Origin of the sequence: Paenibacillus sp. J2TS4 (assembly GCF_018403245.1) — a bacterium.
Classification (GTDB): Bacteria; Bacillota; Bacilli; order Paenibacillales; family NBRC-103111; genus Paenibacillus_L.
Window position 1 is genome coordinate 1 of sequence record NZ_BOSH01000015.1, and the last position, 22,608, is coordinate 22,608.

General features: G+C 50.1%; 18 protein-coding genes and 1 pseudogene. 7 read left to right on the top strand and 12 right to left on the bottom strand.

Features of this window, described 5'->3' with window-relative positions; translation table 11 throughout:
* Positions 1 to 196: 196 nt before the first annotated feature.
* The 6 genes and pseudogenes from KJS69_RS24065 to KJS69_RS29820 all read right to left on the bottom strand — a co-directional run.
* Positions 197 to 1,264, bottom strand: a complete 1,068-nt coding sequence (locus tag KJS69_RS24065; RefSeq protein ID WP_213586354.1) for a DUF4037 domain-containing protein — start codon at positions 1,262 to 1,264, stop codon at positions 197 to 199.
* Between the two features lie 163 nt (positions 1,265 to 1,427).
* Complete coding sequence (locus KJS69_RS24070) at positions 1,428 to 2,291, bottom strand: bleomycin resistance protein (protein WP_213586355.1); 864 nt, start codon at positions 2,289 to 2,291, stop codon at positions 1,428 to 1,430.
* Positions 2,292 to 2,509: 218 nt separating this feature from the next.
* The gene (locus KJS69_RS24075; RefSeq protein WP_213586356.1) at positions 2,510 to 3,100 is read right to left on the bottom strand and encodes a C40 family peptidase; all 591 of its coding nucleotides are present in this window, start codon (positions 3,098 to 3,100) and stop codon (positions 2,510 to 2,512) included.
* A gap of 354 nt (positions 3,101 to 3,454) precedes the next feature.
* Positions 3,455 to 4,009 (bottom strand): GNAT family N-acetyltransferase, encoded by a 555-nt coding sequence (locus KJS69_RS24080; protein WP_213586357.1) that lies wholly within the window; start codon positions 4,007 to 4,009, stop codon positions 3,455 to 3,457.
* A gap of 310 nt (positions 4,010 to 4,319) precedes the next feature.
* On the bottom strand, positions 4,320 to 5,252 hold the full coding sequence (locus KJS69_RS24085; protein ID WP_213586486.1) for a phosphotransferase: 933 nt from the start codon (positions 5,250 to 5,252) through the stop codon (positions 4,320 to 4,322).
* A gap of 815 nt (positions 5,253 to 6,067) precedes the next feature.
* Positions 6,068 to 6,181 (bottom strand): annotated as a pseudogene (locus KJS69_RS29820) (VOC family protein); the annotation flags it as partial.
* Here KJS69_RS29820 and KJS69_RS24090 point away from each other — a divergent pair.
* Complete coding sequence (locus tag KJS69_RS24090; protein WP_283777484.1) at positions 6,131 to 6,475, top strand: TetR/AcrR family transcriptional regulator C-terminal domain-containing protein; 345 nt, start codon at positions 6,131 to 6,133, stop codon at positions 6,473 to 6,475. The pseudogene KJS69_RS29820 and the gene KJS69_RS24090 overlap by 51 nt on opposite strands.
* A gap of 134 nt (positions 6,476 to 6,609) precedes the next feature.
* Here the strand turns inward: KJS69_RS24090 and KJS69_RS24095 are convergent, their stop codons facing one another.
* Positions 6,610 to 7,347, bottom strand: coding sequence for an MBL fold metallo-hydrolase (locus KJS69_RS24095; protein WP_213586359.1), 738 nt, complete (start codon positions 7,345 to 7,347; stop codon positions 6,610 to 6,612).
* A 592-nt stretch (positions 7,348 to 7,939) separates the two neighbouring features.
* Here KJS69_RS24095 and KJS69_RS24100 point away from each other — a divergent pair.
* Positions 7,940 to 8,110, top strand: coding sequence for a hypothetical protein (locus KJS69_RS24100; protein WP_213586360.1), 171 nt, complete (start codon positions 7,940 to 7,942; stop codon positions 8,108 to 8,110).
* Between the two features lie 265 nt (positions 8,111 to 8,375).
* Here KJS69_RS24100 and KJS69_RS24105 read toward each other — a convergent pair whose 3' ends face one another.
* Entirely contained in the window at positions 8,376 to 8,912 is a 537-nt protein-coding gene (locus tag KJS69_RS24105) for a dihydrofolate reductase family protein (RefSeq protein WP_213586361.1), read from the bottom strand.
* A 341-nt stretch (positions 8,913 to 9,253) separates the two neighbouring features.
* Between KJS69_RS24105 and KJS69_RS24110 the strand changes: the two genes are divergently transcribed.
* Positions 9,254 to 10,165 (top strand): tyrosine-type recombinase/integrase, encoded by a 912-nt coding sequence (locus KJS69_RS24110; protein WP_213586362.1) that lies wholly within the window; start codon positions 9,254 to 9,256, stop codon positions 10,163 to 10,165.
* A gap of 43 nt (positions 10,166 to 10,208) precedes the next feature.
* A complete protein-coding gene (locus KJS69_RS30345) occupies positions 10,209 to 10,412 on the top strand; it encodes an SIR2 family protein (protein ID WP_374706729.1) in 204 nt (67 codons plus the stop codon).
* A 326-nt stretch (positions 10,413 to 10,738) separates the two neighbouring features.
* On the opposite strand, the gene KJS69_RS24120 is transcribed toward KJS69_RS30345, so the two are convergent.
* The 3 genes from KJS69_RS24120 to KJS69_RS24130 form a co-directional block, all read right to left on the bottom strand.
* Positions 10,739 to 11,584 carry a sulfurtransferase gene (locus KJS69_RS24120; RefSeq protein ID WP_213586363.1) on the bottom strand — a complete coding sequence of 282 codons (846 nt, stop codon included), beginning with the start codon at positions 11,582 to 11,584 and terminating at the stop codon, positions 10,739 to 10,741.
* Positions 11,585 to 11,920: 336 nt separating this feature from the next.
* Positions 11,921 to 13,723 carry an ABC transporter ATP-binding protein gene (locus tag KJS69_RS24125; RefSeq protein ID WP_213586364.1) on the bottom strand — a complete coding sequence of 601 codons (1,803 nt, stop codon included), beginning with the start codon at positions 13,721 to 13,723 and terminating at the stop codon, positions 11,921 to 11,923.
* The gene (locus KJS69_RS24130) at positions 13,701 to 15,476 is read right to left on the bottom strand and encodes an ABC transporter transmembrane domain-containing protein (RefSeq protein WP_213586365.1); all 1,776 of its coding nucleotides are present in this window, start codon (positions 15,474 to 15,476) and stop codon (positions 13,701 to 13,703) included. The genes KJS69_RS24125 and KJS69_RS24130 overlap by 23 nt, the downstream gene beginning before the upstream one ends.
* A 266-nt stretch (positions 15,477 to 15,742) precedes the next feature.
* On the opposite strand from KJS69_RS24130, the gene KJS69_RS24135 reads away from it, so the two are divergent.
* The 3 genes from KJS69_RS24135 (at position 15,743) to KJS69_RS24145 (ending at position 21,183) form a co-directional block, all read left to right on the top strand.
* Entirely contained in the window at positions 15,743 to 16,228 is a 486-nt protein-coding gene (locus tag KJS69_RS24135; protein ID WP_213586366.1) for a GNAT family N-acetyltransferase, read from the top strand.
* A 435-nt stretch (positions 16,229 to 16,663) separates the two neighbouring features.
* Positions 16,664 to 18,250: an SWIM zinc finger family protein gene (locus KJS69_RS24140; RefSeq protein ID WP_213586367.1), complete on the top strand. Its 1,587-nt coding sequence runs from the start codon at positions 16,664 to 16,666 to the stop codon at positions 18,248 to 18,250.
* Positions 18,247 to 21,183: a DEAD/DEAH box helicase gene (locus KJS69_RS24145; protein ID WP_213586368.1), complete on the top strand. Its 2,937-nt coding sequence runs from the start codon at positions 18,247 to 18,249 to the stop codon at positions 21,181 to 21,183. The genes KJS69_RS24140 and KJS69_RS24145 overlap by 4 nt, the downstream gene beginning before the upstream one ends.
* A gap of 452 nt (positions 21,184 to 21,635) precedes the next feature.
* Here the strand turns inward: KJS69_RS24145 and KJS69_RS24150 are convergent, their stop codons facing one another.
* The gene (locus KJS69_RS24150; RefSeq protein ID WP_213586488.1) at positions 21,636 to 22,595 is read right to left on the bottom strand and encodes an MraY family glycosyltransferase; all 960 of its coding nucleotides are present in this window, start codon (positions 22,593 to 22,595) and stop codon (positions 21,636 to 21,638) included.
* Positions 22,596 to 22,608 lie beyond the last annotated feature (13 nt).

Genomic DNA, 22,608 nt, shown 5'->3' on the forward strand with positions numbered 1-22,608 from the left:
GACGCCGTTGGAATATAGACAATACCTTCTAAATTCAGCAGCATAGAAAATGGCACCAACCATAAGGATACGGTCAGTGCCACAACTTTTTGTTTTTTATACTGTCTACTTGACAGGGGGCAGATCAAAGGCAGCCGAAGGTGGGTTTTTATACTATTCATTACTTTTCTATAGACAAAACAGAGTCCCGAATTTTTCAAGACCTTATAGAGGGTTTAAATAATGCTTTCAGTGCCTTTCTCGCATATTTCCCTTCTGCACCAGGCCAACGGCTGATAAGTCGAAAATCTGTATTGTCGGTAATCTGATCCATGTTACCGATTAAGCGTCTATCAGCTAACTGGCGAATATCCACATCCTTAATATGGTTCAAAATCGTTCTTGCAATCCCTTCACCATCCATCACTTTGAAGGGACGATCATGGAAGTATGAAACGTCAGCAGGAATCATTTCAGTAATCTCTAATCTGTTATGCAACCTGGATAATTGCTTGAAAGCATTATTAAACGCTTCCTCACGTTCTCTCCATATAGTTGCTGTTTGCGCCGCCCAAAGATAAGGCATTAATTCCTTGGAGCATTCCAAATGATTAAAGGCAGTGCCAAACCATTTGGGATAAGGAGCATACTGACGTTCCAACAGAAAACACAGATTTATGATATCGCGGACAATACGTGAAGCAATAATAGCTGATCCAAGTTCATCTCCCGTAAAGCCCGAACGAAGCATCAGATGTTCTTCCTGACCAATGCGCTGCCAGCTTGATGCCATTAAATACAACCAAATATTATGAGGATAGTAATGGAATTGTTTGCGCAACACGGAAAGTTGGCCCGTATCATCCCTGTAGACAGCGCCTCTAGTAATCTCAAGAAACGATTGCGAGGGAACGGATAGCCAGTCCTCTACTCTTACAGGTTCGTTCAAGTTAACACCCAAGCAGTTGTCAACGTACCTGGGGACCGTTGTAATTACGCTCATATTTACATCTACCGGAAAGCCATAGAACTGTTCAGGTGCCCGCTCACGTAGAGATTCCACTATTTGTTCGGAATACCCGATATCTTCTTCCCTCAAAAAAAGATATACCCGTGGTCCCCAATCGTGATCGGTTGACATTTCCGTATCATAACCCAGCACTTCACTCCCAGGACCCATTAGGGCGGATGAATAGAGCAAGGAAGGATAGTTGTCCACCAATACAGGCTCAACGACTTCCTTATGAAATCGTCGACATAATTCTATCCCATTAATAAAAGTCATTTTCTATTACCTCCTCTGCCATTTCGTTATCGCAATACTTGAAAACTATCCATCCGTTGGCTTTGTACTATAATATTTCAGCATAAATGGAATGGGAAATGATCGTTATATTCATTATTGTCCCATAGCCCTTCACAAATCAATTGATCGGTGAACGATTGTTCTACGCCAAAGCCGCTTTTAGTTCGTTTAATCTTTCTGCTGCCTCCGTCACTTCCCTAATCTCTTGATCAGAAAGCGGTAAATTATCCGCCTCTCCCATAAAAGCTCTCGCAAGATTTAGGTCATCCATTGAGATGGCGATGTCGGCTCGCAATACATAAGCTTTATAGCGAAGGATTGCTGATGCTTCTTCAGCTTGCGAAAGAACAAGGTCCAGCACTCTAGCCGCTTCTGCAGGCTCATCTTTGGCATACGCCAATCGATATGCAGTTTCGAAAGCATTTGTAAATCTTGACGGGTGCACTACAATATATGGATCGTCCTGTATAACTTCGGAAGAGGCATGCTTCTGCCCAATCAATAGACGATTTCCGGCAGGATCAATGAGGTTAAATCTCCGGTCTTCTGCAAGATTATTGAGTTTGGTGATTCGCGGAAATCCCTTGGAGGGGACCTTTCGGTAAGTTTTTTTTAGATTTTCGCAAAATTCTTTGTATACGGCATCCACTTCAGGAACGCTTACATAGCACATGCTGTAAGAATTAGCGGGATCCAACTGTTTGAGTACAAAAAAATGCAATTCCACAATACGGTGACGGACGCAAGCGTATAGATTGGGTCTGGCTTGCCGATAAGTCAATTCGAAGCCTAAGGCTTGATAGAAATTCAACTGTTCGTCAATGGACCTGCAAGGGAATATAGGAATGGTTGCCCCGATCCGCTTTGTTGACAAATTACCAACCTCCCAAGACCTAATTCCGGCCTTAATGTAATCCTCACCCTTATAGTACAACATTAGTGCAAATGCTAACGTTAATGAATTTATCCTTATATTAAAAATAACGAATAATAAAAATCCCGCCATCAGGTTGAATTATCCTTGGAAGGTTTAAGGGGAAATTCTCATTTTTGTTTACAAGTCGTCTAACGGAAAACAAAAGAGGGCCGCAACAAGTTACTAGCACCAACCTGTCACAGCCCTCCGATCCGCATCCAGCGAAGGCCTTTCGGCTCTTACTGCTTATGCTTTTATCTCCGTCGCTGGGCCGAATCCTGGAATCCATATCCGAACTTTTCATTCGTTTAATCCGGAATGACCCTCTTGGCAAACAAATAATTTTGGTACCAATATTCCCCTTCTTTCTCGTCATGATGAATATTGCTGATGACTACCCCGACTCCGGGTTCATACGTATGAAGAATTTTCCCCTCGCCCATATAGATGCCGACGTGCCGAACTTTGTCCAATCCCGTTTCGTTCGGGAAATCTTCATCGGAAAAAAACATCAGATCCCCTTTGCGCAAATTGATAAATGGAACTTCGATGCCTTGCTGGGCCTGCTCTCGCGAGTTGTATCCTAACGCAATGCCATGTTTGTTGTAGAGGAACTGGACGTAAGAGGAGCAGTCGAACGTTTTGTCGTTGAACCGCTCTGCTCCGTATACATAGGGGGTTCCCATATATTGCATCCCTTCGGTGACGATCGAGTCGGCGATACTTCTCCACTGTCCAGTGCCTTGTTGTTCTTTGATGCTCAAGCGTCTCTCTTCCTGTATCGCATACGGCTTGTCTCCGCCTTTTCCTTGCAATCCGCTCCCCTTGTTTGTACAAGCGCTCAATCCCCCGGTGATAAGCACACAGAAAACCAGCGTGACCCATATGTTTTTTCCCATTTCCTTCCCTCCTGTGAGGTAGTATTCATGACTGAGGGAATCTTTATTCCATGAATTCTAAAGAAGGATACGAAAAGCCCAAATAGGGCCGCAACAGGTCCCTTCCTCCTGACCTGTCACAGCCCCCAAACCCGCGTCCGACGCAGCCTCTCAGTCCTTACTCTTCTCCCGTCGCGATCGGATTCTCACTGTACGAAATCCAATCGCTCCAGCTTCTTACTCCCCCACGAACCCCCATGCTCGAATGGTTCCGATACAAATAAGTAGGGGTTTGGAACAGCGCGGCGGGAATGCCTCGGAGGATATGCCAGTGTCCAAGTGCAACGACCTTGTTCAACCATGACCGACTGAAGCTTACTCAAAAATCAGATACCAGAATATCGCGATTTCATCACTGTTTTTATGAATGCCCTGATACAAGTGAAAATCAAGCCCTCCTATCACAAAACCACAGCTTGTATAAAATTTGCACGCGTTTACGTTATTGCTTTGCGTCTCCAACATGATTCCAGGCATTCCACCATTTTTTGCCCACCACTTAGCCTGTTCGATCAGTTTACGGCCTACTCCATGCCCTCTATAATTTTTGTCTACTGCTATGTCTTCTACAAGAGCATATTTGTTCCAGTTCCGTTTCAATATAATACGGCCTACTACTTGATTCTCGGCCCACGCCAAGTATACAATTTGATCCGGGCTATCGATGTAGTCTGAATATTCCTCGTCTGCCGCTTCGTTAAACGGTCCTTCCGAATAGCTCTTGGTATAACTGGGAATTTCTTTAACCGTGAATCCAATTTGTCGACCCATCAGGGACAGGACAAGGGTAGAATCAACAGTAAAACTGTCATCTATATCCTTCCAGGCATTTTCATCTCCAACCGCAAGCTCCCGAATCACAATATCCATACTCGTCCTCCTCGTAATTAAATTATATGAAAGTCTTAACTGGCGGAGCGTACGGAATGAGATGGCGGACCTCGGACTTAATGGAATACGATTTTCATAGTCATCGCAACCCCTCTGTGGTATTATTTGGATTTATTGTACCAAACATATTATCCAATCTACAAAACAGTTATGAAGGTAAAGGGCTTCGATCGTCTCTATGAGCCGATGCTGTTAGCAGGTTGTTGGCGATTTGCAGGTCATCAAAATGAACAATCGTTCTTCGTTAGGAACGTTTAGGGGTAGTCCAGTCTGCAATGGCTATTGTATGCTAGCCCTCAATAAATCTCAATGCATACTTAGAATGATGTTCTGCCAAGTCTTTTGCAAATTGTTGATCTGGAAATCCTCTGTGAAGCAACTTCAAACCACCTGAGGTTAACGATATATGGTGGTGGAACCGATAGAACAACATCCTGTCAGGATCGAGAGCATCGTTCTTTAGATATCGATAGAAATCTCCAAAGCGAAACTCTAAAAAACTATGCTCATGTTCAATATCAAAATACATAGCCCCTTCGATATCGATTAACAAGGGGTTTAGTTTTTCATTAACCAGGATATGGTCAGGACCCAATTCCCCGTGGATAAACCCATACTGCGCTCTAGGTTTAATCCTTGATTCAAGCTCATACAAGGTATCGAGGAGCTTGTTTTGATTGGACTTAATGCTCTCAATATAGTGGGAGGCATATGATAACTGCACTTTAGCATTTTCCATTTGTATGAGATGACCATTTTCTGTGGCGTTGATTCCGATTTCATTTGGTTTACCAAAATAATGTCTCTCGTTGGCATGCATGCTGGAAAGCATTTCTCCCAACCGCAGAAATACTTTATCTTGGACTTTTGAATCGGAATGATAAAAATAATCTTCTGCCTTTTGTCCATTTACATATTCAACGAGGGCGTAATCAAAAGGGTAATGGTTTCTTTCCTTATTCAGATCATAAAGAAAGGGGGTCTGAATCCCATGTTGTATTAAAAACTTATTATTGATTTCAAAAAGACTACTTCCATAGGATTGTTCGTTTATATCTTGGTTTGCTATTTCTTCTTCAAAATAATTCATAGATAGATCCCACACATACAGAACACAGGAAAAACTATTGCTGCAGTCGATCTTGTAGACCATCTTTTGTGCGCCTCCACGCATTTTCGTCACGGTATCAACTACATAACTGGCACCAAAGACCTTCCGCACATACTCCTGTAGATCAGCTTGAGCAATGTGGCAAGTAATGTCCATTGAACATCTGCACCCCTTTTTATCAATTTTGCCGGCAACCCAATAGTAGATAAAATCCACCAAAAAATATAGACTGTTTCCTTATGATTTGTTATGATGTTGAATAAGGTCTTGAAAAAAATAGTTATACAAAATCCATACCTTGTCCGGTTGGATTTCCATAATTAAAGATTTAAAAACAGGAGTATTGCCGCCCACTTTCTGGCGGTTTTTTTGCATCGATTTTGAGAAGAACGGTTCATATGCCAAAGGGCAGCAGCAACACGTGAACGATTAACCTCTACTACGGTTTCCTTGCAGCCTCACTGTAGCTAACTTCAGGGTTCCCGCAACTTCTTTCCCCGGCCTCCTGTTTGCAGCTGTTGACAGAAAAGCCAAAAGAGGGCCGCGACAGCCCGCCTTCCGGCAACCTGCCACAACCCTTCATCTTGCGTCCAATGAGGTCCCTCGACTCTACTTTTCACCCAAGTTTATCTTAGCGAAGCAGGTGATCTCAAACATAATTCCGCCGAGAGTTCTGAAGTACAGCGTATATCCATCCCTAATCTTCTTGGGTTTATTCTCAATCGGAATACCAGCCGCCTCCAGACGACGCAATGCCGATCCACCTCTTCCGGCGTTTCGATAGAAGCCTATATGAAAGTCTTTAGGGTATCCGGGATCACTCCCCCAAAAAGCACCGGATTGCTTAAGACGAGCGTGAAACCATGATCGTCGTTCATTACAACCTTGGATGCCAATTTTAGAACCTTCTTCACTGATCCGCTTGACTAACAGAGGACTTCGACAGTAAATCCTCCTGGCGCTTTAACATAAAAAGTATAGCCATGGCTGTGTTGCGGAGGGCTGACATCATAACCATCCTCCCTCAGTTTTTGATTGATGTTATAGCGGCCGGGTTCGATGACAGTCAGATTCCTTGGATCGCTTCCATCCTGAAGAACTATGTGCTTGGATTCGTGGCGGAAGAAACGCGACTCGTCTCTTGGGCGGATCAAAGCGACGCCACGCCTGAGCAATTCAGTCAGGAGTATCAGCAAATGTACAGCATCCTCCCGAAGGAGCAGTTTCCCAACATCATCCGCTTGGCGACCTACACCACAAGTACGGACTGGCAGCAAGAATTTCATTTTGGCTTGAGCGTATTGATCGACGGGCTATCGGCTAAAAAGCCATAAAGGATTGCAAAAGGCCGCCAACCGGCGGCCGATTCAAGCGTCCAAGTGCAACGACCTCCTTTGGCTACGCTTGGGAGGAGTTGTGGAGCAAGACATTGAACTATTGTATCCGATAGTTTAATGAAACAGACTAATTAAGACGTATATTCCTGAATGAGTTGTCGAAGCGCTTGCTTTACAATGCCATGGAATAAACCTCCATGATAACAAATGATCTGATCAATGTCATAGTCAAGTAATCGCTGAACGGAGCGTACGGCCTCAACCATATCCAATGTAAATTTGGGATTAGCGATATCCAACTTTCCCCGTTCGATGACAACGACGTCCCCAGCGATCAACGTTTTGCTTGCGGGCAAATACAACGACATATGCCCCGGCATATGTCCGGGCGTGTGGACTATGTCGATGCCGCCACACCAAGGCAGTCGCTCATCATTGGAGACTGTCCGATCGACAGGAACCGGCTCGATCGATTGTAAAAAACGAATAAACTGTTCCGCATGCGGTTTTGCCTCATCCGGCAATGCGTCAAACGTTAATTCCGCCTGTTCAAGTCGTAGCGACTTTTTCTTTCCTTCAATGTACGGCGCTTCCAACTCGTGCGCGATGATATTGATATGTGGATACGCCCGCTTCAACGCAGCGAGCGAACCAATATGATCCATATCGTGATGCGTCACGATTAGTTTTGTAATCGAATCTAATGTGACGTCGTACCTGTTAGCCGCTTCTTCAAGATGAGGTATAAAATTTGGATAACCGCAATCGATAAGGATTATATCGTATTCATCTTGAAGAATGACTGGGGTAATGGTTTGTTTTTGTCCATTATACTCAAACTCTATTTCCAGTAAATTAGTTTTATCCATCTATGTGGCTCCTCTTTAAATAAACAATTGGGGTAGCAATCACTTTTCATTATCGTTTCCCCAGCAATACTAATAATTCATTATTATAAATCAAAAGTCCCATTCAAGATTATTCATTGCGCATAACACCCGTAGCGATCTTGCATTAAGTAATACGTAGATGGATTGTCCGCTTACGCCGAGGTCACTTTGCACCATGCTCGATTATTATTTGACATGTTTCTTTGCGCCGCGCCAGCTTATGGATGGACGGAAGTAGGGCGCATGATACCATTCAACAACTACCTGTCCCAACTGCGGTTGAATCCGAGCCTCCTTCAACTGTTTACTTCAGCCTCATGTTTGCAAACTATTGAACAGAAAAGCCAAAAGAGGGCCGCAACAGGTCGCTTGCTCCCAACCTGTCACAGCCCTCAAACCCGCGTCCGACGCGGCCTTACGCCTTTCCTTCTTCCCCCGTCGCCACCGGATTCCCCTCATAGCTAATCCAATCGCTCCAGCTTCTTACTCCCCCACGGACCCCTATGCTCAGAGGGCTCCAACACTGAAAGGTAGGGGTTCTGATCATCGCGGCGGGAATGTCTCGGAGGATATGCCAACGCCAATGGGCAACGACCTCCCTTGGCTTGCTTGGGAGGACTTGTGGAGCAAGAAGCCCGTGGAGGACGGGGCTGGCGAAACAGTATGGTTTGAGCCAAGGCGAGTCATCCACCTGTGGCTGGGGCAAGCCGAGCGGATCGCCAACAAAAGGCCAAATGAGTAAGGTAACACCCGGAGGGGGGATGGGCTGGGTTGTGGACGGATGGGAGCTGTTTGCAAATTGTTGAATGGATGTTGGCAGGTTGTTTGCAAACCAGTACCGTTGAACTATCGTTCCCCGTTAGGTCAATCGTCAATTCCATAAATAACTATTTCATTTCGCATAACTGAACAAATTTTAAAGAATAAGGGATCCTCTGACTGCCGCTACAGCCGGAGAATCCCTATTAAAGTAACGTGCCCTTTAGGCCGCTGGGTCAACCGCACAACTAAGCTGGAACGTAGGTCAACCTGATCACCTTCTCGCCAATTCGATCGCTTGCCACGAGGCGCAGCGGCGGCCGCGGACCGGCGAAGAACGGCTTGCCGTGACCCAGCACGACTGGATGGAGATAGAGTCGATACTCATCAACGAGACCGAGCTCCGTTAGACTGTGGGCCAACTCCGGCCCGGCAACTTCAATCTCCCCTTCATGCTGAGCCTTCAGCCCACGTATGGCCGCTGCGAGGTCGCCCTCGATCAGAGAAGCGTTCGGACCGACGGACTTTAACGTCCTCGACACCACCCACTTCGGTTTGCTTTGCCACGCAGCTGCGTATTCCCGTTCCGGCGCATCCCATTCAAAATGGTCTCCGTCCCAATACCGCATGATCTCGTACATGCGGCGCCCGTACAGGCTGCCCGCCAGGCCGCGCACGTCGTCAATGAAATGACGGAATAGCACCGGGTCGGGCTGAAATGCCGTGTGGTCGTGGTCGACGAATCCGTCCAGAGACTGGTTCAATGCGAAAACGATCTTTGCCATGCGACTGACTCTCCTCCCTGGTTTTCTCGCACATTCATCATCAAGATTACACGTTCCATATGCAGCCTCCTTTATGTCTACATTTTATCATCCAACAGCATGTCCGGTTTCTCATGGATTGCTAATGTGCACAGTCCTGGCCTGACCGAATACAAATTTAATTTAACGAAGGATGGTAAATTAACCAATTCTGCCCGTTAGTTTAGCGATCTTGCTTTAAGTAATATGTAGATACCTTGTCCGCTTGGGTTCCCAGATTTTATAATTATTATAAATGGATCAGGTACTTGCCGCCAGCCTTTGGCGGCTTTTTCGCACCCATTTTGAGAGGAGCGATCCAAATGCCCACTGCAACAGCAACACGCGAACGGTTGACTTCCATAGCGATCACCTTGCACCATCCACTTGATCATTACTCCGCCTTGTTCCTTCGTGCCAAGAAAACAGAAGGCTTGAAGCCCCGGATGCTGAACGACCACGAGAGCCACTACCGCTACCTGCAACGTTGGTTGGTCGAACAGTACCCGACGCTCAAACTTGAAGAACTGACCGCCGACCACGTTCGCCAGTACGTCGGGCACATGCTGACCGAACAAACGCTGTACAACGGACACCCGACACTGCAAAGCCATAACATCGTCAAAGGTTTATCTCCCGCAACCGTGAACGTACGCACCCGGACGCTCAAGTGCTTCCTTCGGTTCCTCCACGACGAAGGCTACCTGCAAACCGACCTCGCCTCTCGCATCAAGCTGCAAAAGGTTGCAGAGGACACCATCGGCGCTTTCGAGAAGGAGCAAGTTCTGCAACTGCTAGCCGCACCGAACCATTGGAAGTACACAGGCTTCCGGGACTATGTGTTGCTCACTGTGCTTTTCGACACCGGATTGCGGATCAACGAGGCGCTGAACCTGACCGTGGACGACTTGAACCTGACCGACAAAACGATCACCATCCGCGCCAACGTTGCCAAGAACGGCAAGTCGCGGATTGTACCGATGAGTAAACGTACTGCGGAGCTTCTCGACGCGCTTGTCCAAGAGAACCGAACGCAATTCCGCAACAGCAGTCCTTCCACTGTGTTCCTCCTGAACAACGGCAAGCCGTTGACGTCCAACCAAGCCTATGAACGAATCCGTTTGCACGGTGAGAAAGCTGGCATCACTGGCGTCCGAGTTTCTCCCCACACGTTCCGGCACACTTTTGCCACGCTGTTCGTCATGAACGGCGGCGACCTCAATTGTTCTTACTGAATCTGACTATTTTAATAGACTGGAATTTGAATCTCCTATAGATATAAAATTGCGTTCAGATCTCATTGGTAGAAGCATTCTATTTATGGGTTACAGTTTCTCTGACTTAAACATTCGATATATATGGTATAAGCTTAAAAATATGATGAAGACGATAAATGATTTCGAGAAGCCTAAATCATTTATTTTATTATCTGAATCGGATAAAATTATGAAAATTGATAAGGAAACCACAGAGAAGGAGTGAGCGGAACCGCCACCACGGTGACAGAAGGTGACAGCAGGTGGCGGAGGAGTGCCAACAAGAGAAGAACAATAATAAATAATCAATGTTCTTGAAGCTAAGCGCTCCGCTTTTGACCCTACCGGGGTGTGGCTGAATCATTCTTTTGACCTTGCTAATCATTCAACAACAACTGTCCCGATTGTCCGACTGTGGCTGGCTCTGGGGTTCCTGCAACTGTTTTCCTCGACTTCTTGTTTGCAGGCTGTTGACAGAAAAGCCCAAAGAGGCCGCAACAGGTCACTTACTGCTAACCTGTCCCAGCCCCCAAGCCCGCGTCCGACACGGCCTTACGCCTTTCCTTCTTCCCCCATCGCCACCGGATTCCCCTCATAGCTAATCCAATCGCTCCAGCTGCCGGAATAGAGCTTCACCTGACTAAATCCCGCTTCGGTCAGCGCCAGTATATTGGGACAGGCCGTTACCCCTGATCCACAGTATACGATGATTTCTCCCTCTGCAGGCAGATCCGCAAAGCGTTCGCGCTGGTCGTCTCCTTGTTTCCAACGGCCGGCATCGTCCAATGCGGCCTTCCAGAAAAAATTACGCGCCCCCGGAATATGTCCGGCCACCCGATCCAACGGTTCCTCCAGACCTAAGTAACGCCGCTCATCGCGGGAGTCGATCAGCACCGTATCCGTCTGCCCCAGACGATTCCGCACATCCTCCATACTAACCAGCATTGGAGTTTGAACCTGAGGCACGAACGACCGGGGAGATCGGGACGGCGCCTCTTGAGTGACCGGATAGCCCGCTTCCTTCCAGGAGGAGAAGCCTTCATCCAGAATACTAACTTGTGCATGACCCATAAATTTCAGCAGCCACCAGAACCGGGAGGCCATCGCCCCGCCTTGGTCGTCATAGGCCACGACCTGAACCGTGTCGTCTATTCCTGCCTCGCCGAGCTTAAGGGCGAGCGTCCCCAGATCGGGCAACGGGTGCCTTCCCCCGTGCTCTCTTACCGGCCCGGACAAATCCTTTTCCAAGTCAAAATGAACAGCTCCCGGAATATGCCCTTCCCCATAAGCCTGTCTTCCCGCATCCGGGTTACCCAACACAAACCGGCAATCGACCACGACCACATGGTCATCGTTCAAACGTTCGCGCAACCACTCTTTAGAAACCAGATTGGACATCGGCTCACATCCCTTTTCTTTTTATTATAACGGTCTTGCCGGATCTACAACAATCCTTTCCCAAGCTTCTATATATCTGGCACTAAAGAAAGCGATCATTCCGTTCCGAAGGAAAGTGCCTCCGAGGCTTCAAACATCATACTCTTACCCCAAAAAGTGAGGATATGCTTCGTAGTGAATTCCGATTACTTTTCGGGGACCCCGAACCAACAGATTCCTTCTATAGGGATGGGCCTTCGGATGGTAGGAATACAAAGCCAAAACTCGCCCTGGAAGCATCTTTCTTTCTACACTCCATGATCTATGGTATCTTTAGTTCATTTATATAGTCTCTGCTTAAAGCTGCCTGACGGCATTCGGCTCCTCCAGCGATTCCGACGCCCCTTGCTGAAGCCGGTACATCGTATAATATAACCCACGCTCGTTAAGCAGTTCCTGATGCGTTCCCCTTTCGACGATCTCTCCCTGGTGCAGGACGAGGATCAGGTCGGCGTCCTGGATGGTCGACAGCCGATGGGCTACCGCCAGCGTCGTGCGTCCCTTTCGCATCCGCCCCAATGCATCCTGAATCGCTTCCTCCGTCTCCGTATCGACATGGGCCGTGGCCTCATCCAGAAGCAGGATCGCCGGCTGGCGCGCCATCGTCCGGGCGAAGGAAAGCAACTGCCGCTGCCCGCTGGAGAAAGTGGCCCCTCTCTCGACGACCGGCTCCTCATAGCCATGGGGAAGCTTCCTGATAAAAGAATCCAGCTGCACGAGCTCGACGGCTTCCCGAACCGCATCCTCATGGACCGTGCCATCGTGCAAGCGGATATTGTCCCGCACCGTTCCGGTAAACAGGAACGGGTCCTGAAGCACCAGCCCCATTCGACGCCGAAGCTCTTCGTTCGTATAGTCGGACAAAGGAACGTGGTCGATCCGAATCTCTCCCCCCCGAATCGAATAGAAGTGCAGCAGCAGATTAATAATCGAGCTTTTTCCGCTGCCCGTATGCCCCACTAGCGCCACCGTCTGGCCCGGGAGTGCCGTGAACGAAATGTTCTTCAGCACATCCGTCTGACCATCGTAAGAGAAGGTGACGGAATCGAAATCGATTCGTCCTTCCTGAATCGTCGGCGGCTCACTGCCTCCCTCTTCCGCCCGTTCCCGAACGTCAGGCTTTGGCTTCTCCCCGGGAGACCATTCCTCGGAATCCAGCAGTTCGAACACCCGCTCCCCGGCAATTAACGCCTGTTGAAGCTGGCCCAGCCGCATCATCATCGTATTGACCGGTTCAAAGAAACGGTCCAAATAGTTTATAAAAGCATAGACGACGCCAATCTCAATCACACCATGCAGCGATTCCCTGCCAAAAAAATAAACAACGAGCATTAAAGCCATAATGCGCAGCAAATCGACCGCCGGACGCAGCAGAAGCCCGTTCAGGCGGATATTTTTGATCGAGGCCGTGTAATACTCCCCGTTGATTTTGGCAAATTGGTCTCGCAGCCTTTTTTCCTGCCGCATCGCCTGAATAATATTCATTCCCTGCAGCGATTCATTCAGAATCGCATTCAATTGCGCCAGCTTCTCCCGGGTTACGCGGAACACCTTGGAGCTCAAGCGTCTAAAGACATTCATCAGCACCAGCAGAAGCGGGAGCAATAACAAGCATACAGCGGCCAATCGGACGTCCAGCAGAAACATTGCCGCAAAAATACCTAACAAAAATACAATATTCTGAACAAAAGTGGAAAGCACGCTGACATACAGTTCTTTGACCGCTTCCGTATCATTCGTAATACGGGATACCAGCCCCCCTGCGGCGGTCCTGTCAAAGAAGGACAGCCCCAAATGCTGCACCTTGCCGAACACTTCCGTTCGCAATTGGTGAACGATGCGCAAGGCAACCTGTTGAAACGACAGCAACTGAAAATATTGAAAAACGACGGAGCTGACATGCAGCACCAAGTAGCCGGCCGCCAGCCCAATCAAAGCTCCAAACGGGAACCAGCGGGGCTCCAAATAATCATCGATAAACACTTTAATCAAATACGGGCCGGCGAGATCAGCAAGAGTCCCTAGCAGCAGAAGCAAGAATGCGCCGGCGAGAGCTTTGCGGTGAGGCTTGGCATACCTAATCAAGCGGCGAACGACCATGCTCGGCACCTCCTTGCATAACTAACGATTCGAGCTGCTGACGACGGTACATCTCCGCGTACCAGCCACCCGCCGCCATCAATTGTTGATGTGTTCCACTCTCGGCCAGGCGCCCTTCGTCCAGCACGAGAATGAGGTCCGCCCGCTCTACTGCGCTCAACCGGTGCGCGGCGATCAAGGTCGTGCCCTGCCGGCGATTAGCGCCAAGCGAATCGATGATCGCCTTCTCGGTGCGCGCATCGACTGCGGACAGCGCATCGTCCAGCAGCAGCAGCTCCGGCTGCATGAGGAGCGCGCGAGCGATCGACAGCCGCTGCTTCTGCCCGCCCGACAGCGTCACCCCGCGCTCCCCGACTACCGTCTCGTAGCCGTCGGGGAAGCGGACGATGTCGTCGTGCACGGCGGCGATCCGGGCCGCCGCCTCGATCTCTTCGGCGGTTGCCTCCGGCAGGCCGAAGGCTATGTTCTCGGCAATCGTTGCCGAGAACAGCACGTGCTCCTGCGGGACGTAGCCGATCGAACGGCGAAGCGCCTCCAGGCGGAAGTCGTAAATCGACTTGCCGCCGATAGCGATATCGCCTTCGACGCCGTCGAACTCCCTCAGGAGCAAGCGCAGCAGCGTTGTTTTGCCGCTGCCCAGGCGGCCGACCAGGCCGAGCGTCATTCCCCGTTCGAGCCGGAACTCGATCCCGGTGAGGGCCGGCTCCGAATACCCGGGATAATAGAAAGAGGCAATCGCCACCTCCAAATCGCCTTGTGGAGGCTCGGTCTCCGCATTCTCCCGCTCCTGCACCTCCGATTTCGTCATCAAGAGCGACTGGACCCTTTCGTATGACGCTCGTCCGCGCTCCATAATATTGAACAGATACCCGATAGCGAGCATCGGCCAAATCAAGTGTCCCAAATAGATGGTGAATTGGGTCAGCCCTCCGAGAGACAATTCACCGCCTACGACAAGCTTGGCGCCGTAAGCGATGGCCAGAAAGAACGACAAACCGACAATAAGGGAGATCGTAGGATCGAACAGGGCGTCTATCTTGGCAACCGCCACGTTCTTCTCTACCGCCTGCTCCGAGAGATGGCGAAATCCCTTTTTCTCTTCCTCCTCTTGGCCGAACGCTTTAACAACCCGAACCCCTGAAATATTTTCCTGCACCTTGTCATTCAGTGTGGAAAAGGCCGCTTGAGCGGCATGGAACCGTTCATGAAGCAGGTTGCCGTAGTAGCTTGTAGACCAGGCAATGAAGGGCATCGGCAGCAGGGCAACGAGGGTCAGCTTCCAATCGATAAACAGAGCCATTGTCGCGATGACCATCAGCCCCATGACCAGCGAGTCGACGAGCGTCAATACTCCTTCTCCCGCGGTCAGTTCAATCGCCAATATATCATTCGTCGCATGCGCCATTAAATCGCCCGTTCTCTTTTGCTGATAGAAACGCGGCGACAAGCTTGTAAAATGCTGATACAGACGATTGCGCAGCACCTGGCTAAGCCGGGCGGCGGAGCCGTAGATCATCACCCTCCAAACATACCGGAGCCCATACATCAACACGCCAATAACCGCCAGGAAAAGAAGCCAGCGTACCATGGCGCCGCCGCTCAACGTCCCGGCCGCTATTCCGTCCACCATGACCCCAATCACATAGGGAGGAAGAAGAATCAGCAGACTAACCACAACTAAAGTGAAGATTCCGCCTATGTATCTCGCTTTTTCCATTCGAAAAAACCACATTAAATCAATAAATACCCGCATAAGTTCACCCATTTACCAAAATAATCAATCAAATGATCCCTCTATTCTGCATTGTAGAACACGTTGCCATGTTTTACCACTGCCAAAATATACACTTTTATTCCAAATCATATCCTTGTTATAATGGAACAGCATTTTCTCCTGACGTGCTCCATCTAATTCACTTCATGCTTCGCGGATGTCCAGACAGGGTAACGATGTATAGGATTAACCGACGGAAAGACCGCGAGGATGGAATGGAAATAACCGTGAGGTGACCCTTTGGAATGGCCGATACTTTATTTCGCATTGCCCCTCTAAGCTTGCAGCACTGCCAGGAAATCTGTTCTTGGAAATACGACCCCCCCTACGATATATATAATTGGAACTCCTGGGAAAAAATGAAGAAGGACCAAGAAGAATTTGCCGATCCTCTCATCCGCCAGGAACAGTATGGCTCCGTGCTTGACCGTTACGGACTGCTATGCGGCTTTGTCCAGTTCTTCCCGCTCGTGGATGGGACTCGGCTTGGCCTGGGGATGAGACCCGATTTATGCGGACAAGGGCTGGGAGTTCCTTTTGTCAAGGCGATCGTGCATGAAGCGGTCCTCCGAGATTCGAGGAAAGAAATTGATTTGGAAGTGCTGGTCTGGAATGAACGGGCCTTTAACGTCTATTCCAAAGCTGGTTTCGTTGTTACCGACCAGTATGTCAGAAATACGCCAGCCGGACCAGCCGAATTTTATTGTATGGTGTATCAGCCGCCATTCTAAGCCTGGCATCCATGCCACAAAAGATCGGCTCAAAACCGGAAATCCGTGCTAGACGAATTAAGGTGCAATTGTACACCCCAATTCTGCCAATTTAGCCATTTCTGTGATTAAGGTGTAAAAATGTGCTCTATACTCCACGATTTTAAAAAAACGATGATTTCGCCCATTTAGAGGGTACTTTTGCGCTTTAATCTCCATTTTCGGGAAAAGTCAGGATTTAAGACGCATTTTTGCACTCCAATCCTCCTCCATTTGCTTAGAAGGAGATTGAGCGTCAAGCACTGATTGCAAGCTAGAGCCACAAAAGATCTATCGGATTTTTTCATTCTAAACAAAGTTTATTGCCCCGTAAGGCCACTCTCAATAAGCATTTTCACATAAAATCTGATACTATAGAAGGTAAGCCTTTTTTTGCTTACGGAGGGTTTAATACAAATGCTGAGGGTCAAAATTCCTAAAAACCGGATGAATCTGTTAATCGACAAGCTGCAAAACCGGTTCGATCCGGAAATATTGGAACAAGGATGGGAGCACTACCATAAAGGATTCGTATCCAAGCTGACGCTTCAGCATGGAATAGTTCTGCGTGCCATCGTACATGGAGTCGAGCCTTACGAGGTAAAAATCGATCTGGAGCAGTTTGAACGAAGTGAATGTACTTGCTCCGAGTCACGGGAATGTGCCCATATGGCTGCCGCTATATTTATGGCTTATACCGCCCATGGGAGGCCGGAGTTGCTTCTTATTCAATTGAAGCATACTCTGTTGACCCGCTCCAAGACCGTTCGAGCCGCTGCCAAAACGAAGGCCGAGGAACGTCCTGCAATCCCAGTATCCAAAGAGCTTCCCAGCCAGTGGCATAAAACGCTTGATCAGCGGTTTTACGGATTTACGTTAAGCCATCAGCATTCGGTCGATACGTTCTATTCGACCGCTTTGGATTCTCTTCTTCCCTTTGCCCAATCGTGGAGCGAGGAACTTCGCTTTCTATATAAAATGCATGTTTATTTGTTTGTCCTGCGTAAGCTGGACGAATTCCATCAAATCCATCAGACGACTTATTTATCCACCTACCATGATTCGGGAAGCCGGGCGGTCGCGATGCAATGTTTGGAGCAAATGACCGCAACGGCCGAGCTGGCCGATCCGCTGGCAATTCATCGCCGGTTCCCCCGACATTGGGAAACGACCCTCCGGCTTGTGCACGATTTATCTCTTAACGGCAAACCGGGGCCGGTTCCCTGGCTCGATGTCTATCGGATGCTCTGGACCCGGTGGTTCGAGCCCACGGCGGACCCGGCCGAAGAGCGCCGCAGGCTGGAGCTTCAACTGGAGCAGCCGCGCCTGACTCCCCGTCACGAAGATACCTTGCGGCTCGCCTTGGCTCACTTCGACATAGTCGACGGAGACGATGACTCCGCCTTACAGCAACTGAACCGATTGCACAGCAAATTAATCAGCGATTTCCTGTTCGTACTGAAGCAGCTGCGGCTGGCGGGGGACCTCCAGCGTCTGCTGCGCTGGCTGCGTTGGCTGCTGCCGGTTATGCCGCGGCTCAAGCAGGACGAATTTCATACGCTGTGCGGTTACTGGGTCGAAGCGATGAAGGCCCAGCCATCGGACGAGGAATGGCTCCGCGTCATGGTCGCCCTGCTGCCCCGAAGCTATTCGTATTATGCGGACTATCTAATGAAACAAGGCAGATATCGGCAATGGGTGGATCTCCAGCTCGCTAACTTTGTAGAGCCGGCTAACCTCTATCCGGAGGAGCTGAAGGCGGTCGAAGCTTTCGACCCGGAGCTGCTGCTCCCGATCTACCACCAGTCCATAGAGCGGGCGATTCAAGAGAAATCCCGGCTCTCCTATAAGACTGCCGTCCGCCAGCTAAGAACCCTGCACCTTCTCTATGAGAAGCTGGACCGGCTGGATCGTTGGCAGTTATTCGTTCAGATGCTGGCACATAAATATTCCCGGTTGCGCGCCTTCCAGCAAGAACTGCAGAAAGGACAGTGGCTGTCATGATTGCTAATGCCTCTTACATCGTTCACTCCGTATGGACGCAAGCGGGCTCCTTCTTTCTCTGGGCTGATCGCATGACCGGGGGAAGGGTCGATGCCTTCGAGCTGAAGCAAGCGTTATTTGCCTGGCATGCCCCTTCCTTCTACGGAACGTTCGTAGAAGTATCCGAATTGGGAGACAAAGAAGGGATCCAGCTGCCTGCCGAGCTGGCGCTTGACTATTTGTCCGATCCCTCCTGCCCGGTTCACAGGCAGCTGGAATGGGACAGCGAGCTTCAAGATTTGCGCAAGCTGGCTCCCCAGGTGCGTGACGCCCTGGAGCAAGGACGCTTCATGCCGGATTTCGCCAAATGGAGCAAGGGAGAACCCGGCTGGAAGCTGGAGCTGGCTCCGGAAGCCCGGGCGCTCTTGTCTCCCGCGGCTAAAGAGTGGACCGACCGGCTCATTGCCGATCGGGTCCAAGAGCAGCAGGAGCTGCGGCAAGCGCTCAGCCGGCTGGAAGAGACGTACGAGCGATTACAGCAGGACTCACCCGAGACCGAGACCCCTTGGTGGCGGGACGAGGAAGACTGGCTGATCGCGATCGGCTGGAAGAGCGATCCGCGCCCGTTCCGCACCTGCCTCCAGCTGCTGGAGCCCGAGGAAGGGCGCGGCTGGCGGCTGCGGGTGCTGCTGCAGGACCGCGAGAGGGCGTCGGTCCTCATCGCTGTCGACGATCGGGCTGTGCCGATCGAAGACGAGGCCGCCCTGCCCGAGTCGTGGCAGGCGGAGCTGGACCGCGCCGTGGGAGATGTGCAGCAGTGGCTGCGCATTCTCCCTTGGCTGCGCGACAAGCGCGAGCCGGAGCGGCTGAGGCGGGAGGAGCTTACCCACGAGGAAGCGTGGGAGTTCCTCAGCCAAGGCAGCCTGCGGCTCGCGGAGGCCGGCTTCGCGGTCTTCCTGCCCGCGTGGTGGGACCGCGTCAGGAAGCTGAAGCCGCGGATGAAGGCCCGGCTGAGATCCGCTGCCGGGCCGCAGGGCGATTCGCTGCTGGGGCTGAATCAGCTCATGCGGTTCGACTGGCGCTTCGCGGTCGGCGATATCGAAATGACGGAGGAAGAGTTTCAGCAGCTCCTCCAGCACAATCAACGAATCGTCCGCTTTCGCGGCCAGTGGGTGCTCCTCGATCCGGATCAAATCGCGCAAATCCGCGAAGTGATGCAGCGCATGAATCCGAATCGGGGACTGTCCTTCCGGGATGTCCTTGAGCTTCACCTCAAGGAAGCCTCCGCACCGTCTCCGGAAGATACCGGCGAGGGCGAGCACGACATCCGGATTGAAGTGGAGCTGAACGACCATTTGAAGCAGCTGATGAGCCAGCTGAAGCAGTTGGAAGCCATCCCTCCGGTTAACGTTCCGGACAGCTTCCAAGGCTCGCTTCGCCCCTATCAGCGGGATGGGGTCTCGTGGATGCTTTTTCTCCGGCGCTTTGGTCTTGGCGGCTGCCTGGCCGACGACATGGGGCTCGGCAAAACGATACAATGGATCACCTACTTGCTCGCCGTACAGGAAGAGGAGAAGAGACAGGAGAAGGAACAGGGACGGAAGCAGGCTTCCCCCCCTTCGCTGCTGATCTGCCCGACATCGGTTCTGGGCAACTGGCAAAAAGAGCTCCGGAGGTTCGCTCCTTCTCTTAACGTTCGGCTGCATTACGGGCCCAACCGCCATAAAGGCAAACGTTTTACCTCCTGGGCCCAGGAGGCTGATCTTGTGCTGACCTCCTACAATCTGGCTCATTTGGACGAAGAGGAGCTTCGTTCATTAGCCTGGAACTCTATCTGTTTAGATGAGGCCCAGAATATCAAGAACGCCCATACGAAGCAGTCGTCTTCCATTCGCAGGCTGGAGGGAGGACACCGCGTCGCTCTGACCGGAACGCCGATTGAGAATCGGCTGACGGAGCTGTGGTCGATCTTCGACTTTTTGAATCCGGGATATTTAGGTTCATTGAGGGAATTTACAGGAAAATTCGCCCAAGCGATTGAACGCTCCAGCGATCCGGCCGCATTGCAGGCCGTGCAGAGCCTGATACGCCCCTTCCTGCTGCGGAGAGTTAAGAAGGATCCGGCCATCCAGCTGGATCTTCCGGACAAATACGAGTCCAAAACTTACGTCTCCTTAACCGCGGAGCAGGCTTCCCTATATGAGAACCATATTCAGCAAATGTTCGAGCGGCTGGACCGGCTAACCGCGATGGAACGCCGCGGGCTGATTCTGTCTTCTTTGACGAAGCTGAAACAGCTGTGCAATCACCCGGCCTTGCTGCTGAAGGAGCCCGCCCCCATCCTGTGGGAGGACCGCTCCAACAAAGTGGAGCGATTGCTGGAAATGGTTAGCGAGCTGCGCCAGGAGGGAGATCGCTGCCTTATTTTCACGCAGTATGTAGATACCGGAAAAATGCTTCAATCGATTTTGAATAGCACGCTTCAGGAACCGGTAATGTTTCTGCATGGGGGCACACCGAGGGCAACCCGCGAGCTGATGATCTCGCATTTTCAGGGAGAGCCGACACCAGTGCTTCCTTGGAAGCAAGAAGTGGGCAAGCAGGCAGAGGAACAGCAGGAGAGATGCGGGATCTTCCTGCTCTCTCTCAAAACCGGGGGCACCGGGCTTAATCTGACAGCGGCCAACCATGTCTTCCATTTTGACCGTTGGTGGAATCCTGCCGTAGAGAATCAGGCGACGGACCGGGCCTTCCGGATCGGGCAAACAAGAGATGTGCAAGTGCACAAATTCGTCACCCTAGGTACACTCGAGGAAAAAATTGACGAAATGATTGAGCGGAAGCAGGGGCTCAGCCAGCAAATAGTCGGCAGCGGGGAAAGCTGGATTACCGAGCTTTCTACAGAAGAACTGCAAGATCTGTTCACCTTGCGCCAGGAATGGGTCGAAGCGTGATTATAGTATGGCGCCTCATATGAAACTTTCGGAGCAAAATAAATGCATTTGTACCTCTATTTCAGAGCATTTTAGAATCTGGGGGGCGAAACAGATGCATGTTTCAGACTGTTGAAAAAGTGCTCTTTGGACAAAAACTATCCATGAAAAAGCGCGTAGATACTGGGTTTTTGTACCGCTATTTTTGCAGAAAACGGGGTTTCTCAACAGTCTGGCTTTTGACATTAATTTTACACTGTACTGGGAACTATCCATGCGACATAATAAAGGCTATTTTCAACAGGCTGAGGTGTTCCATTTATACTGCAATACCTGCTTGGTATGGCTGGATTACCTGCACAAAATCCATTTAGCTGGAAAGGATAATGGATGTCAAAAGCCATAGTAAACAAGGCTGTCCTTCAGGTTGGTCACAACCTTCTAGGACAGCCTTTGTTTTAGTTGATCAATGCCTATACCTCAAGCAGCAGCAGAATGATAGAGGTCAAGCTGAAGCAGACACTCACGAGACATAGGAACGCAACGATCTGCTTCGGATTCAATCCGGCGGATAATAACCGGTAATGAATCTGTGTGGCGTCGGCTTTATAAATCGGCTTTCCTTCCTTGAATCTCTTGAGCACCACAAAGATGTTGTCGAAAATCGGCACTCCGAGCGCCAAGATCGGAATGAACAGCGACAGCACCGTAGCCTGCTTGAAGGCGCCATCCAGCGCAATAACACTCAATATAAAGCCGAGAAAGGTTGCCCCGGCGTCTCCCATATAGATTTTGGCCGGTGGCTTGTTGTACTTCAAATAACCAAGACCGACCCCTACTAACGTAATCGCCATAATGGCAGAATCACTCTGCCCCATAGTGACCGCAACAATAAACAGAGTCATAGCCGAAATGACGGATAATGCGCCGGCCAAGCCGTCCATCCCGTCGGAGAAATTGATGACGGTCGTCACCCCAAAGATCCAGGTGATCGTCAACACAAACTGGAGCCAGCCGGGAAGCACAACCATCTGCTCGGTAAAAGGATTATAAAAGCCGGTAAAAACTATCCCCGCTTGATAAATAATATAAGCGGCAAATATTTGCACGAGAAATTTAGGCCAGGCCGGGAATTCCTTGCCTTGGGTTTTAAACCAGTCATCGACCGTACCAATCGCCAGAATCAACATAGACCCCAGCAGCACGGCCATCGTCTCCCCAGCCGGCGCTTCGTTGAAGATCAGGTACGCTACGACAAAGCCTACAAAAATCGCAATGGCCGCCGTCAGTGGAACCGGCTCTTTATGTAACTTCCTGGCGTTATTTTCCTTAGGCTTGTCCACAAAGTCGATTTTTAGCGCAAAACGTCTTAATACAGGAATCGATAAATACACGATAACTAGCGACAAGATAAAAGCGGCAAGATAATGAATGAGTGCTCCTCCT

What these genes read in the sequence shown, in the direction of transcription:
- KJS69_RS24105 (WP_213586361.1), bottom strand. Translation starts at nt 8,912, where the DNA reads ATGGCAAAGATCGTTTTCGCATTGAACCAGTCTCTGGACGGATTCGTC.
- KJS69_RS24110 (WP_213586362.1), top strand. Translation starts at nt 9,254, where the DNA reads ATGCCCACTGCAACAGCAACACGCGAACGGTTGACTTCCATAGCGATC.
- KJS69_RS24120 (WP_213586363.1), bottom strand. Translation starts at nt 11,584, where the DNA reads ATGTCCAATCTGGTTTCTAAAGAGTGGTTGCGCGAACGTTTGAACGAT.
- KJS69_RS24130 (WP_213586365.1), bottom strand. Translation starts at nt 15,476, where the DNA reads ATGCGGGTATTTATTGATTTAATGTGGTTTTTTCGAATGGAAAAAGCG.
- KJS69_RS24070 (WP_213586355.1), bottom strand. Translation starts at nt 2,291, where the DNA reads ATGGCGGGATTTTTATTATTCGTTATTTTTAATATAAGGATAAATTCA.
- KJS69_RS24095 (WP_213586359.1), bottom strand. Translation starts at nt 7,347, where the DNA reads ATGGATAAAACTAATTTACTGGAAATAGAGTTTGAGTATAATGGACAA.
- KJS69_RS24145 (WP_213586368.1), top strand. Translation starts at nt 18,247, where the DNA reads ATGATTGCTAATGCCTCTTACATCGTTCACTCCGTATGGACGCAAGCG.
- KJS69_RS24100 (WP_213586360.1), top strand. Translation starts at nt 7,940, where the DNA reads ATGCCAACGCCAATGGGCAACGACCTCCCTTGGCTTGCTTGGGAGGAC.
- KJS69_RS24140 (WP_213586367.1), top strand. Translation starts at nt 16,664, where the DNA reads ATGCTGAGGGTCAAAATTCCTAAAAACCGGATGAATCTGTTAATCGAC.
- KJS69_RS24135 (WP_213586366.1), top strand. Translation starts at nt 15,743, where the DNA reads ATGGCCGATACTTTATTTCGCATTGCCCCTCTAAGCTTGCAGCACTGC.
- KJS69_RS24065 (WP_213586354.1), bottom strand. Translation starts at nt 1,264, where the DNA reads ATGACTTTTATTAATGGGATAGAATTATGTCGACGATTTCATAAGGAA.
- KJS69_RS24075 (WP_213586356.1), bottom strand. Translation starts at nt 3,100, where the DNA reads ATGGGAAAAAACATATGGGTCACGCTGGTTTTCTGTGTGCTTATCACC.
- KJS69_RS24125 (WP_213586364.1), bottom strand. Translation starts at nt 13,723, where the DNA reads ATGGTCGTTCGCCGCTTGATTAGGTATGCCAAGCCTCACCGCAAAGCT.
- KJS69_RS24080 (WP_213586357.1), bottom strand. Translation starts at nt 4,009, where the DNA reads ATGGATATTGTGATTCGGGAGCTTGCGGTTGGAGATGAAAATGCCTGG.